This window comes from Pseudomonas cyclaminis (assembly GCF_015163715.1).
GTDB lineage: Bacteria > Pseudomonadota > Gammaproteobacteria > Pseudomonadales > Pseudomonadaceae > Aquipseudomonas > Aquipseudomonas cyclaminis.
In genome coordinates this window covers 1-12811 of record NZ_JADDUM010000296.1, presented here as the reverse complement: position 1 = coordinate 12811, position 12811 = coordinate 1, and the positions used below count along the sequence as shown (strand labels likewise).

The 12811-nt window shown below is 59.1% G+C and carries 12 protein-coding genes; 5 read left to right on the top strand and 7 right to left on the bottom strand.

Going from position 1 to position 12811, the window contains the following annotated elements; genetic code table 11:
* Window positions 1–177 precede the first annotated feature (177 nt).
* Window positions 178–1500 (bottom strand): sigma-54 dependent transcriptional regulator, encoded by a 1323-nt coding sequence (locus IQK56_RS28825; RefSeq protein ID WP_193863603.1) that lies wholly within the window; start codon window positions 1498–1500, stop codon window positions 178–180.
* A 356-nt stretch (window positions 1501–1856) separates the two neighbouring features.
* On the opposite strand from IQK56_RS28825, the gene IQK56_RS28820 reads away from it, so the two are divergent.
* Window positions 1857–2117: a hypothetical protein gene (locus IQK56_RS28820; protein ID WP_032887053.1), complete on the top strand. Its 261-nt coding sequence runs from the start codon at window positions 1857–1859 to the stop codon at window positions 2115–2117.
* Window positions 2118–2186: 69 nt separating this feature from the next.
* Here IQK56_RS28820 and IQK56_RS28815 read toward each other — a convergent pair whose 3' ends face one another.
* From IQK56_RS28815 to gnd, 3 genes are read right to left on the bottom strand one after another with little or no spacing between them, the layout of a single operon-like run.
* On the bottom strand, window positions 2187–3011 hold the full coding sequence (locus IQK56_RS28815; RefSeq protein WP_122310268.1) for an HAD family hydrolase: 825 nt from the start codon (window positions 3009–3011) through the stop codon (window positions 2187–2189).
* Window positions 3008–4531: a glucose-6-phosphate dehydrogenase gene (gene zwf / locus IQK56_RS28810; RefSeq protein ID WP_122310266.1), complete on the bottom strand. Its 1524-nt coding sequence runs from the start codon at window positions 4529–4531 to the stop codon at window positions 3008–3010. Before zwf ends, IQK56_RS28815 begins: the two co-directional genes overlap by 4 nt.
* Window positions 4528–5511, bottom strand: a complete 984-nt coding sequence (gene gnd, locus IQK56_RS28805; protein ID WP_122310264.1) for a phosphogluconate dehydrogenase (NAD(+)-dependent, decarboxylating) — start codon at window positions 5509–5511, stop codon at window positions 4528–4530. Before gnd ends, zwf begins: the two co-directional genes overlap by 4 nt.
* A 271-nt stretch (window positions 5512–5782) precedes the next feature.
* Between gnd and IQK56_RS28800 the strand changes: the two genes are divergently transcribed.
* The 4 genes from IQK56_RS28800 to IQK56_RS28785 all read left to right on the top strand — a co-directional run bounded on the left by IQK56_RS28800 (window position 5783) and on the right by IQK56_RS28785 (window position 10577).
* Entirely contained in the window at window positions 5783–5962 is a 180-nt protein-coding gene (locus tag IQK56_RS28800) for a DUF6026 family protein (RefSeq protein WP_259641177.1), read from the top strand.
* A 159-nt stretch (window positions 5963–6121) separates the two neighbouring features.
* Complete coding sequence (locus tag IQK56_RS28795; RefSeq protein ID WP_193863604.1) at window positions 6122–7879, top strand: phosphoethanolamine transferase CptA; 1758 nt, start codon at window positions 6122–6124, stop codon at window positions 7877–7879.
* 114 nt (window positions 7880–7993) lie between these two features.
* Complete coding sequence (locus tag IQK56_RS28790; protein WP_193901916.1) at window positions 7994–10222, top strand: TonB-dependent siderophore receptor; 2229 nt, start codon at window positions 7994–7996, stop codon at window positions 10220–10222.
* A 145-nt stretch (window positions 10223–10367) separates the two neighbouring features.
* Window positions 10368–10577, top strand: coding sequence for a hypothetical protein (locus IQK56_RS28785; protein ID WP_122310258.1), 210 nt, complete (start codon window positions 10368–10370; stop codon window positions 10575–10577).
* A gap of 101 nt (window positions 10578–10678) precedes the next feature.
* On the opposite strand, the gene IQK56_RS28780 is transcribed toward IQK56_RS28785, so the two are convergent.
* The 3 genes from IQK56_RS28780 to IQK56_RS28770 form a co-directional block, all read right to left on the bottom strand.
* A complete protein-coding gene (locus IQK56_RS28780; protein WP_193863605.1) occupies window positions 10679–11170 on the bottom strand; it encodes a GNAT family N-acetyltransferase in 492 nt (163 codons plus the stop codon).
* A 158-nt stretch (window positions 11171–11328) separates the two neighbouring features.
* A complete protein-coding gene (zapE, locus tag IQK56_RS28775) occupies window positions 11329–12444 on the bottom strand; it encodes a cell division protein ZapE (protein ID WP_193863606.1) in 1116 nt (371 codons plus the stop codon).
* Window positions 12445–12459: 15 nt separating this feature from the next.
* On the bottom strand, window positions 12460–12795 hold the full coding sequence (locus IQK56_RS28770) for a nuclear transport factor 2 family protein (RefSeq protein ID WP_122310252.1): 336 nt from the start codon (window positions 12793–12795) through the stop codon (window positions 12460–12462).
* Window positions 12796–12811 lie beyond the last annotated feature (16 nt).

Sequence of the window (12811 nt, the reverse complement as noted above, 5' to 3'; positions counted from 1 at the left end):
ACGGGGCGCCTGAGATCAAGAGCCAAATCAAGAGCAAGAGCAAGAGCAAGAGCAAGAGCAAGAGCAAGAGCAAGAGCAAGAGCAAGAGCAAGAGCAAGAGCAAGAGCGGCAGCGCAAAAAAAAAGGAAAAGCCCCGCAACGATAAGGGTCGTTGCGGGGCTTTTCGGTTTACCCGCCCTAGCGGATCTGGTGTTTGTGCAGCAACCGGTAGAACGTTGGCCGGGAAATTCCCAGGACGCGAGCCGCGACGCTCAGGTTGTCGCTGTGCCGGTTGAGCACATCACACAGCGCCTGGCGTTCGGCACGGTGCTTGTAGTCTTCCAGTGTAGACATGGGTGGCGAAATTGCCTGTTCGCTGATCAATCCCAGATCAACGGCTTCGATCTGCCGGCCTTCGGCGAGTACCAGGCCACGGCGCACGCGGTTGGCCAATTCGCGCACATTGCCCGGCCACGGGTGCTTGCCCATGGAGACCAGCGCGTCTTCGCTGAAACTGCGTGGGCGACGCCCGGTTTCCTGGCTGTAAAAACGCGAGAAGTGGTTGGCAAGCATCGCGACGTCGCCATGACGCTCGCGCAGCGGCGCGGTGATGACTTGCAACACGTTGAGTCGGTAGTACAAGTCTTCGCGGAAGCGGCCCTGGGCCACGGCGGCCTCAAGGTCGACGTGGGTCGCGGCCAATACCCGCACGTCCACGGGTATGGGTTGGCTGCCGCCGACGCGCTCGACCTGTTTTTCCTGGAGAAACCGCAGCAGGTTGGCTTGCAGTTCCATGGGCAAATCGCCGATTTCATCGAGGAATAAGGTGCCGCCGTTCGCCGCTTCGATACGACCGACCTTGCGCTGGTGGGCGCCGGTGAACGCTCCTTTTTCATGGCCGAACAATTCGGATTGGATCAGGTGTTCAGGGATCGCGCCGCAGTTGATCGCGACAAAGGGCTTGGCGTGTCGCTGGGACTGGCGATGCAGGGTCTTGGCCACCAGTTCCTTGCCGGTGCCACTGTCGCCACGGATCAATACCGGGGATTCCGTGGGCGCCAGTTTGGACAAGAGTTTACGCAATTCGCGAATCGGTCGACTGTCACCGAGCAGCTCATGCCCCTCATCCACCGGGGTGTGGCCCTTGCCGCGCAAGCGCGCCATGCCAAATGCGCGCCCCAAGGTGACTTGGACCCGAGCCACGTCAAACGGCAAGGTATGAAAGTCGAAAAACCATTCGCAGACAAAATCACCGACATTCTGCAAGCGCAGGACATCCTGGCTGAGCACCGCAATCCACTCGGTGCCGCTGCGGCCAATCAATTCCTTGACCGCTTCCGGGCGCTCCAGGTGATAGGGCTGCAAGCGCAGCAAACCCACATCACAGGACCGGTCGCCTACCGTCTCCAACGCACAGCTGTCCACCTCCCAGCCGGCGGTGCGCAAACCGGGCAATAGCCCGTGGCAGTCATCACAGGGATCGACCACGAGCAAGCGGCGTTGCGCAGGTGTAACAACCATGACTATTCCTTGGCGTCAAAATTGTTGATTACCGGAGACAAAGTTATTTATAAACAATAGCTTGTGACATCCAGCGCTAACACTAGCAAAATTTTGACACAGCCCTTGTACCGTTTCGCTATAAGTGCGAGCAAAAAGCCAGCATCTGAGGGTTCGGGCAAAAAAGTTATGCCACGCTAAAACGCTCATTCAGCTTTCAAAACAGCTGCTTACATGACGTTAATCAGGAAAAGTTGAAATTTGTTGCTCTAACATGTGACCCGTACCCCGTCATCGTGCATCAGTACAAGTAACCCGCCGCACGGTCAGCCCAACCGCCGGTACTCACTTGAATGGGCATTTAGAGAGAGACCCATATGAACGCCCCGCTCCGCATCAACGAAGCTCTTTTGATCGCAGACCGTGCTTTCCAGCCCTTTCAGTGCGTGGCCTGGCACGATGGCAATGGCGCCCTGAGCCTGAGCGTCATCGACCGTACCAATACCCGTATCGGCAGCAAACAGTTGTCGTCGAACACCTACAGCGACCCGGCGCAATTGGAAGACTTGCTGTTGCAGGCCCGCGCCGAACTCGACAAAGATGGCTACCAGTTGCAGTCCTGGGCCATGCCGAAGTAAGTCGCTACGCCAACTTCCGATCACTGCAAAACACTGATCGGAAGTTGGCTGACTTAAGTTAAGACACTTTTATCGCGCAGCGAGAATAAACCGCTCGATTGCCTCGGCAGCACCGTCATCGATATTACTGCCGGTGACCACATTGGCCTGGCGCTTGACGGTTTCTTCCGCCTGCCCCATGGCAATCGATAATCCGGCCACATGAAACATCGCCGGGTCATTGCCCCCATCACCGATGGCCGCCGTCTGCTCCAGCGGCACCCCAAGGTGCGCCGCCAGGGTCTTCAAGGCCTCGCCTTTATTGGCCAGCATGGCCGTCACATCCAGATAAATCGGTTGCGAACGCGATACTTGCGCCAGGCCTTGCACCTTGGGCTGTAAACGCGCTTCCAGTTCCACCAGTAACTGTGTGTTGTTACTCGCGGCGACGATCTTGTCGATCCGATCCAAATAAGGCTCGAAACTCTCCACCACCACCGGCCCATACCCCAGGCCGTGGGCTTCGCGTGGCTCCATCGGCCCCGGCAGGCCGCGCCGCAGCCAATCACCGTCGGCAAATACCCACGCTTCTACGTCCGGCTCGGCCGAGAACATCGCCAGAGTCACCAGCGCCGCCTCGGCCGGCAGGTGGTGAGCAACCAGAATGCTGCCATCCGGGTTGATCAAGGTGCCGCCATTAAAACCGGCCACCGGCACATCGATCCCGAAGGTTTCGATCAGGTGCAGCATGGCTTTGGGGGGGCGACCGCTGGCCAGGCTGAAAAACACCCCGGCCTCGCGCAACGCACTGACCGCATCAATCGTGCGCTGGCTCAGACGATGGTCCGGGTGCAGCAACGTGCCGTCCACGTCGCTGAGGATAAAACGGATGGGATGAATCGCGGCATCACTCATCCGAGGCTATGCCAGGTGCGACCATCGCGGGCCAGCAACGCATCTGCCGCGGCAGGACCATCCTCACCGGCCTTGTAAGCCTGGATCCCATCATCTTCCTTCCACGCATCGAGGAATGGCTGCACCGCACGCCAGCCATTCTCGATATTGTCGGCCCGCTGGAACAAGGTCTGATCGCCCGTCATGCAGTCGTAGATCAGGGTTTCGTACCCGGTCGACGGCTGCATCGCGAAGAAGTCCTTGTAGGCAAAACCGAGTTGGATATTGGCCATGTCCAGGGTCGGCCCAGGCTTTTTCGCCAGCAGGTCGAACCACATGCCTTCATTGGGCTGGATCTGGATTTTCAGGTAGGTGGGCTTGAGCTCATCGACCTCGGTGTCGCGAAACTGCGCATACGGCGCCGGCTTGAAGCAGATCACGATTTCGGTGTCGCGCACGCTCATGCGCTTGCCGGTACGCAGGTAGAACGGCACGCCGACCCAGCGCCAGTTGTCGATCATCACTTTGAGGGCAACGAACGTCTCGGTGCTGCTGTCGGGCGCGACGTTGGCTTCTTCGCGGTAGCCCGGCATCTGCTTGCCGCCGATTTCGCCTGCGGTGTACTGCCCGCGCACCGAGTTGGCCCGTGCATCTTCCAGGGACCACGGCCGTACTGCACCGATCACCTTGGCCTTTTCCCCGCGCACGGCATCGGCGCCAAAGGCCGCTGGCGGCTCCATGGCCACCATCGCCAGCAACTGGAACAGGTGATTGGGCACCATGTCGCGCAAGGTGCCGGTTTTTTCGAAGAAATTGCCTCGGGTTTCCACGCCAACGGTTTCGGCGGCGGTGATTTGCACATGATCAATGTAATGGTTGTTCCAGAACGCCTCGAACAGCACGTTGGAGAAACGGCTTATCAAGATGTTCTGTACGGTTTCCTTGCCCAGGTAGTGGTCGATGCGGTAGATCTGCTTCTCGCTCATCACCTTGAGCAGGCTGGCGTTCAGTGCTTCGGCGGTGGCGAGGTCGGAGCCAAACGGCTTTTCGATCACCACACGTCGGAAGCTGTCGTCAGTCTCCGTCAACAATCCGGCACTGCCCAGGCGCTGCACCACTTCACTGAAGAAGCGTGGCGCGGTGGCCAGGTAGAACACCGCATTGCCGGTGCCGCTGTCGGCGATCTTCTTGCCGATGTCGGCGTAGGTGCTGTCGTCGAGGAAATCACCCTCGACGTAGCTGATGCCTTTGGCCAACTGCGCCCACAAGTCCGGGTCCAACGCATTATCCGCATTGCCCTTGACCTTGCTCGCGGCCTCGGTGCGAATGAAATCCTCCAGCTTCTTGGCGAAGTCGGCATCGCTGATGGCGTTGTGATCAACGCCCACAATGCGCAAGCCATTGCCCAGCAGGCCATCACGACTGAGGTTGTACAGCGCCGGCATGAGCAGGCGCTTGACCAGGTCGCCATGGGCGCCAAACAGAAACAAGGTGGTCGGTGGAGCGGGTTCGGCCTTGGGTTTCTTGCCGTTAGCGGTCATTTTTTGGAAGTCTCCACGTGACCGCCAAAGCCGAAGCGCATGGCAGACAGCATCTTGTCACCGTAAGTGCTCTGCTGGCGCGAACGGAACCGCGCGAACAACGAGGTGGACAGCACCGGTACCGGCACGGCTTGTTCCATGGCGGCTTCGATGGTCCAGCGGCCTTCGCCACTGTCGGCGACGGAGCCGGAGTAGCCGTCGAGTTTCGGGTCGGTGGCCAGGGCATCGGCGGTCAGGTCCAGCAACCAGGACGAGACCACGCTGCCACGGCGCCAGACTTCGGCGATATCGGCCACGTTGAGGTCGAAACGCTGGTCTTCGGGCAGGTTGTCCGAGTTTTTGGTCTTGAGGATGTCAAACCCTTCGGCGAAGGCCTGCATCATCCCGTACTCGATGCCGTTGTGGATCATCTTGACGAAATGCCCGGAACCCGCTGGGCCTGCGTGGATGTAACCCTGCTCGGCGCGTTTGTCAGCGGTTGCCGAACGATCCTTGGTGCGTGGGATGCTGCCCAGGCCCGGCGCCAGGGCGGCGAAGATCGGGTCGAGGCGCTGTACGGTTTCGGTGTCGCCACCGATCATCATGCAGTAGCCGCGCTCCAGGCCCCAGACGCCGCCGGAGGTGCCGACGTCAACGTAGTGCAGGCCCTTTTGCGCCAGTGCCTTGCCGCGACGAACGTCATCCTTATAGTTGGTGTTGCCGCCGTCGATGATCACGTCACCGTCTTCGAGCAGCTCACTGAGTTCATTGATGGTGTTTTCAGTGGGGTCGCCTGCCGGCAACATCACCCACACGGCGCGAGGCTTTTGCAGCCCGGCAACCAGGGCTTTCAAGTCGGCGACGCCCGTGGCGCCCTCCTCGCTCAAGCCTTTGACAAATGCTTCGTTACGGTCGAAAACAACGGTGGAATGCCCATTGAGCATCAGGCGCCGTGCAATATTCCCGCCCATGCGGCCTAGTCCGATAATCCCCAGTTGCATGTGCTGATGCTCCTAACTACTAAATAAATGTGTGACATAGTTTATAGCGCAATGAGGCTAATGAGGGTTAGTCAGGGGCAGATCCATGTAGTTTCATGACAAAAAGTTGCCATCGTTTCACCATCACGCCACCAAAAGTCACACGACCATCAAAAATAAAAAAGTTCCATTGCGCCGAAAAAGAATTCAGAATTGCTTCCGACTGATGCCGAGAACCTCGACTCAAGCGTTCTGGCACACCGCGACACACCGGCTATTTGCGAGGTAAGCAATGAGCACTGCACAGATGACCCGTCCTCCCCAGACCCTCTACGTCACGCTCCGTCGCGATGAACTGCGCCAGTTGAAAGACGAACGCGACCAGTTGCAGCACGAGGTCATGCGCCTGCGTGCTCATATCATTCAAGCCCAACTGGACCAGCCCTCCGGCGTGCAGCCTGCGCTCTGCTGAGCCCTGTCATCGCTTTGTAAGATAACAGCTACAAAAATCTCACAAAGTTTTCACACGCACTTCCCGATACTCCCGCCCCCAAGGGCCATCCCATGCAAGGGTGGCCTGTGTTGCGCGCAGCCCTGCGCGCGACTGAAAATTACCGGGTTGGAGCGCTGGATGGCAATGTTCGAACGCAGCAATAAGTCTGCGAAAGGCTTTGATTGGGCCGGTCTTGGCTGGTTATTTCTGTTTTTCTGGTACTTCTCCGGTATTACCCAACTGCTGATTCAACTCAGCGGCACGTCCGGCTTCAGTGGTTTTCGCCAAGCGTTCTTCATGAGCGCACTGTGGCTTGCCCCCCTGCTCGTTTTCCCGCGCCGTACGCGCTTGCTTGCCGCCCTGATCGGTGTGGTGCTGTGGGCCTGCTCCATGGCCAGCCTGGGCTATTTCTTCATTTACCAGCAGGAATTCTCCCAAAGCGTGATCTTCATCATGTTCGAATCGAACATCTCTGAAGCGGGCGAATACGCCACCCAGTACTTCGCCTGGTGGATCGTGCTGGCCTTTATTGCCCATACCGCGGTCGCGATTTTCCTGTGGACCCGAGTACGCCCGGTGTACCTGCCACGCTGCCAGGCCCTGGTGGCGGCAACTGCGATCCTGGTGGCCATTATCGGTTACCCGCTGGTCAAGCAGATCGCCCGCAGCGACACGATGGACGACGCCATTGACCGCTTCGAATCGCGCATCGAGCCCGCCGTGCCTTGGCAGATGATCGTTGCCTATCGGCGCTACACCGAACAACTCGACAACATGCAAGGCATGCTCGACAGCGCCAGCCAGATCCCGCCCCTGACCAATCTCAAGGACACCATGGCCGGCCAGCCCTCGACCCTGGTGCTGGTCATCGGCGAGTCCACCAACCGCCAGCGCATGAGTCTTTATGGCTACCCGCGCAATACCACGCCGGAACTGGACAAGCTGCGCGACCAGTTGGCCGTGTTCGACAACGTCATCACCCCGCGCCCCTATACCATCGAAGCGCTGCAACAGGTGCTGACGTTTGCCGACGAGGAGAACCCGGACCTGTACCTGAAAACGCCGTCGATTGTCAGCGTGATGAAACAGGCCGGCTACAAGACCTACTGGATCACCAACCAGCAGACCATGACCAAGCGCAACACCATGCTCACGACCTTTTCCGAACAGGCCGACGAACAGGTCTACCTGAACAACAACCGTAACCAGAACGCCCGCCAGTACGACGGCGACGTTCTTGCGCCCTTCTCCAAGGCTTTGGCCGATCCGGCCGAACGCAAGTTCATCGTGGTGCACCTGCTTGGCACCCACATGAGCTACCAGTACCGCTATCCGCCGACCTTTGACAAATTCACCGATCGCCAAGGCGTACCGGCAGGTATCAGTGATGATCAATTGCCCACCTACAACAGCTACGACAATGCGGTGCTGTACAACGACTTCGTGGTGTCGAGCCTGATCAAGGATTACGCCAAGACCGATCCGAATGGTTTCCTGCTGTACCTGTCGGACCACGGCGAAGACGTATTCGACTCCGCCGGCCACGCCACGCTGGGACGCAACGAAGGCAAACCGACCGCGCCGATGTACACCATTCCCTTCATGGCCTACGCCTCGCCGAAATGGCGCGAAACCCACGACTGGAGTTTCGCGGGCGACCTGCAACGCCCGTACACCAGCTCACAGCTGATTCATACCTGGGCCGACCTGGCCGGGCTGAGTTCCAATGAGCTGGACCGCAGCAAAAGCCTGGTGAGCGACAGCTTCAAACCGCGCCCACAGCTGATCGGCAATCCGTATATGCGCCAGCAGAAAGCCCTGATCGACTTCAGCCTGATCAAGCCGAAGAAGGTTGACCCGACCGATGTGGTGCTCCGGGAAGCACCGGTCTTGTAACAGAAAGATAACAATCATTCTCGTTTAAGCCTAAAGTTCCTCCCCTCCTTTCGTCTTTGAGCCAAGGCCTTCCCTTTCCGGGGTGGCCACAAAGACGACAAGGAGTCTTCCGCGATGTTCGCGCCCTTTACCCGCTCCATGACCTTCACGCTTGGCCTGTGCAGCGCCGCATTGAGCCCGGAGCTGCTGGCTGAAACCGACCCCGAACAGACACCACTCGAACTCGGCGCCACCCGGGTCACTGCCGATGGCCTCGGCGCCACCACCGAACACACCGGGGCCTACACCACCGGTTCGATGAGCACCGCCACCCGCCTCAACCTGTCCGTCAAGGAAACTCCGCAATCGATCTCGGTGATCACACGCCAGCAGATGGATGATTTCAATCTCAATACCTTGACCGACGTGCTGCGCCAGACCACCGGTATCAACGTGCAGCACAACGACTCTGACCGTGTGTCCTATTCGGCCCGAGGTTATGGCATCACCAATTACCAGGTTGATGGGATGCTCAACACCTTCGGTTACATGAAGTCTGACGCCGACACCATCATCTACGACCACATCGAAGTCGTACGCGGCGCCACGGGGTTGACCACAGGTGCCGGCGACCCTTCAGCCACCATCAATATGGTGCGCAAACGCCCCACCGCCCAATGGCAGGCGAAAACCGGCATCAGCGCGGGCAGCCATGACAACTACTACAGCTACATGGACGTGGGCGGCCCGCTGGCGTTCGACGGCAAGTTGCGCGGGCGCACGGTGCTGGCTTATCGCGACAGCCAATCCTTTCGTGACAACTATGGGCTGCAGCGGGCGGTCGGCTACGGCATTCTCGAAGGCGATCTGTCAGATGACACCGTGCTGGCCGTAGGTTTTGATTACCAGAACAAACAAGTCCAAGGCACTTCCTGGGGCACCGTGCCCTATTGGAACAGCCAGGGCGGCAAGGCCGGGCTGTCGCGCTCCACCAATATGGCGGCGCACTGGAGTTCCTGGCCGCTGACGGACAAGACCACCTTCGCAACCCTCGACCATCGCCTGGGCGGCGATTGGCATATCAAGGCCGCCTACACCCATCGCCAGAGCGACACAGATGGCAAGGTTTACTACGGCGGCTCAGGTTTCCCCAACGACGACCGCAGTGGCATGGCCGCCTGGGCGAGCCACATGCGCGGCACTTCGCGCATGGAGGCCATCGACCTCAACCTGGCCGGCAGCTATCAATTACTGGGCCGCGAACACGCGTTGATGATGGGCTATGGCGAGGCCGCGCAACGCGACAGTTCGCCGTTTATGCGCGACAACATCCCCGCTGGTTACTACAGCATTGAAGACTGGAAATACATGGGCGGGATCGCCAAGTTCGGCGACACCGTCACCGACCTCAAAGGCGAACACAGCAGCAAGGAACAGAAGGCCGGCTACCTGGCCACGCGACTGAGCCTCACCGACCGCTTGCATGCGGTGCTGGGCAGCCGCTATGGCAGTTGGGAACTGAAAAGCGCCGCTCCTGAATACAATGACAACGACCAACTGACCGCCGCCGGTAAAACCAGCCAGACCCACAATGACATGTGGACCCCCTACGCCGGGCTGCTGTACGACATCACGCCGGAGTACACCGTCTACGCCAGCTATACCGATATTTTCAAACCCCAAAGCCTCAAGGATGCCAACAAGAAATACCTTGAGCCGGTGGTGGGCAGCAACTACGAGGTCGGCATCAAGGGGAGCGTACTGCAAGAGCGCCTGAACCTGGCCGCAGCGTATTTCTGGAGCACCCAGGACAACGTTGCCGAGCGCGACTACAGCGTCCCACGCAACCCAGCGACCGGCGAGGAGTACTACAAGTCAGGCGGCAAAGGCAATAAGGTGAACGGCTTCGAACTGGAAGCGTCCGGGGAAGTCATGCCCGACTGGAACCTTACGGCCGGCTACACCTACACCCATTCGGTGAACGGCTCTGGCAAACGCAACAACACCGGGCAACCGCTGAACCTGCTGAAGGTGTCCAGCGCTTACCGGCTGCCGGGCGCATGGCGCAACCTGACCGTGGGCGGCGCAGTGAACTGGCAAAGCGACATCTACGACTTCAGCAATCGACCGACCGGTGAGCGCGACAGCGACGGCGACATGATCACCACCCGGGCAAAAATTACGCAGCAGGCCTACACCGTGGTCAACCTGATGTCGCGCTATCAGTTCGACGACCACGTTTCAGCGTCGCTTAACGTCAACAATCTGTTTGATAAAAAATACTACGAGCGTGTCGGCTTCTATAACGGCGTGTACTGGGGTGATCCACGCGCCATTACCCTCGCGCTGGACTGGAAACTTTAAAGCTCACAATCCGAAGTTAACGAAATCGTTAACTTCGGATATTGCTCGGGTTAATTCCCACTTAATAAGATCACTCCACAATCGCCCCATGAATCTGCTCAAGGACAGAACGGATAAATCGATCACACTTAATGAGAACACCCCGATGAAACTCTCGACCTTGATGCTTGCCAGCCTGATGACCCTGGCCTCCGCCGCCGCGTTTGCAGAGGATGGCTCCGAGCGGATGAAGGAGTATTACAACAACTTCACCTTCACCCAGCAGAGCGTTCACGGCACAAATGAACAAACCGCTGCCGCCGACGGCAAGACGTCAAAGACCAGCACCACCGATCAGGAACAACCGAAGAGTTAATTAATGTTTAGTTAATCCGCAACACCCAGGGCCATTCCGCTCCATTGGCCGATGGTTTATCGGGCGCCATTTAATGGCGCCCTTTTTTTGCCTGTTATTTATTAAAGCGGTTTGTTCCAGAACAACATGCGGCCATGGACTGGATCAAACTTCGAATCATCAAAACCGAACTTTCGATACGCCGACTGGGCGACAGCATTACCCTCAAGCACCTCAAGCGTGATTTTGCAGCAGCCACGCTGGCGGGCAATTTCCTCGACCTTCTGCAGCATTTTCTGACTCAGGCCCAGGCCGCGAAACTCATTCATCACCACCACGTCATGAATATTGACCAGTGGCCGGCAGGCAAAGGTGGAGAACCCCTCAAAACAATTCACCAGCCCTGCCGGCACACCGCCGACAAACGCGAGAACACTGAAGGCGTGCGGGCGTTTTGCCAGTTCTGCCGGCAGTTGCTCCAACAGGTCAGCGGGCAGGCTATGGCCACCGCCCATCGGGTCTTCGGCGTAGTGGTTGAGCACGCGGCCTATGGCTTCAGCGTGCACGGGGTTGGTGTAGCTGGCTTGCAGCACCAGGATATCTGGGGTTTCCATTGCCTTCCTCGATCACGACAACAAGGGAATCGGCTCCCTTTGAGGGGCACGATTGTAAGCGCGGAGTCGGCGGTAGATGAAGGAGATTAACTACAAATATCTGCCTGAAGTGCGCACGGTATGCGCGGGAAACAGCGCCAGGCAAGCCTTGCCGGGTCTTACAAGGCCACGCCGAAACGTTCCAACTGCATTTCCAGCAGGCGACTGAGGGTACGGCGGAAGGGAAACGCCAGGTAGCCCTCGGTATAGAGGCGCTCCAGCGGCACGCGTGCCTCGATGAACAGGGGCACCTTGCGGTCGTAGCACTCGTCCACCAGGGCGATAAACCGGCGTACGCTGTCATCATGCACCGACAACTGCGGCAATTCGCGATCACCCGCCACTACCCGCTCTGCGCCGTCCTCGGTGCCTCGGGCGATCCGGCCAGGGCGCTGCTGCGCACTCAGGTCAGGCACCTCGCCGAGCAAGATCGCCTTGAAGCGATCACACAGCAGCATGAAGTCCATGGCGGCCAAGGGTTGCTCGCACAGGTCGGCATAACGGCACCACAGCACGCTGTCACTGGACCGCACCGTCACGATGCTGCGGTGGCCGACAACGACCGGCTCGTGGCTCGCCCTCTGCCCTTGCGCCAATTGTCCGAACACATTCGCCAGCGCCTCGGGTTGATTGACCCAATAGCGCTGCATGCCCGCCCCCGGATGCAAACGATGGTCTTCACCCCCGTCCACCGCCACCACCTGCATATGCTGCTTGATCGCTGCGATACCCGGCAAAAACCGGTCGCGGTTGAAACCATCGGCATACAGGAGGTCGGGCGGCTGGTTGGAGGTGCAGACCATCACCACACCCTCCTCGAACATGACCTGGAACAACCGGCCCAGGATGATCGCGTCGCCAATGTCATTGACGAACAACTCGTCAAAGCACAGCACACGCACTGCCTGGCTCAGTTCCCGCGCCAGGGCCTGCAAAGGATCGGCGGTGCCCGTCAGCTGGAATGAGCGCTGATGCACCCAACCCATGAAGTGATGAAAGTGCTGACGCCGCGCCGGGACCCGCAGGCTCTGGTAGAACTGGTCCATCAGCCAGGTCTTGCCCCGGCCCACCGGCCCCCACAGGTAGACACCCGTGACCGGCGCACGGCCGCCTTGGTGCAGAGCCCCATGACAGGCTTGCAGGGCATCCACCGCCCGGCGCTGGGCGTCGTCGGCGACGAAGCCCTGTTGGGCGATGGCGTGTTGATAGGCAGCGAAGGGCGAGTCGAAAGTCATGCCCGCGATTATGACCTACAGGGAGATATCCAGCCGTGAAATCTTGCCCTGCTCGTTCAGCCGAAAGGTATAGCGCAGCTCCAGCGGGCTGCCGGGGAAATTGCCGGAGACCACATTGCTCACCAGCACCTTACCGGTGCGGTGTTGCACACTGAGCACCTCGACCCGCGGCTGGTAACGCCGTGCAGTGTCTTCCATCCAGCGCGCAATCGCGGCGGGGCCGACCTGGTGCTCGCCCTCATCGAACACATTCGCATCGTCGGCGAACCACTGGGCAACTGCTGAGGTGTCGCGGGTATTGGTCGCCGCAATATAAGCCTGGATGGCCGGGGCCAACTGAGACTGGGGCATGACACAGCTCCTTTTT

Excerpts from the sequence above, each read along its gene's own strand:
- IQK56_RS28825 (WP_193863603.1), bottom strand. The coding sequence starts at position 1,500 with ATGGTTGTTACACCTGCGCAACGCCGCTTGCTCGTGGTCGATCCCTGT.
- IQK56_RS28820 (WP_032887053.1), top strand. The coding sequence starts at position 1,857 with ATGAACGCCCCGCTCCGCATCAACGAAGCTCTTTTGATCGCAGACCGT.
- IQK56_RS28815 (WP_122310268.1), bottom strand. The coding sequence starts at position 3,011 with ATGAGTGATGCCGCGATTCATCCCATCCGTTTTATCCTCAGCGACGTG.
- zwf (WP_122310266.1), bottom strand. The coding sequence starts at position 4,531 with ATGACCGCTAACGGCAAGAAACCCAAGGCCGAACCCGCTCCACCGACC.
- gnd (WP_122310264.1), bottom strand. The coding sequence starts at position 5,511 with ATGCAACTGGGGATTATCGGACTAGGCCGCATGGGCGGGAATATTGCA.
- IQK56_RS28800 (WP_259641177.1), top strand. The coding sequence starts at position 5,783 with ATGAGCACTGCACAGATGACCCGTCCTCCCCAGACCCTCTACGTCACG.
- IQK56_RS28795 (WP_193863604.1), top strand. The coding sequence starts at position 6,122 with ATGGCAATGTTCGAACGCAGCAATAAGTCTGCGAAAGGCTTTGATTGG.
- IQK56_RS28790 (WP_193901916.1), top strand. The coding sequence starts at position 7,994 with ATGTTCGCGCCCTTTACCCGCTCCATGACCTTCACGCTTGGCCTGTGC.
- IQK56_RS28785 (WP_122310258.1), top strand. The coding sequence starts at position 10,368 with ATGAAACTCTCGACCTTGATGCTTGCCAGCCTGATGACCCTGGCCTCC.
- IQK56_RS28780 (WP_193863605.1), bottom strand. The coding sequence starts at position 11,170 with ATGGAAACCCCAGATATCCTGGTGCTGCAAGCCAGCTACACCAACCCC.
- zapE (WP_193863606.1), bottom strand. The coding sequence starts at position 12,444 with ATGACTTTCGACTCGCCCTTCGCTGCCTATCAACACGCCATCGCCCAA.
- IQK56_RS28770 (WP_122310252.1), bottom strand. The coding sequence starts at position 12,795 with ATGCCCCAGTCTCAGTTGGCCCCGGCCATCCAGGCTTATATTGCGGCG.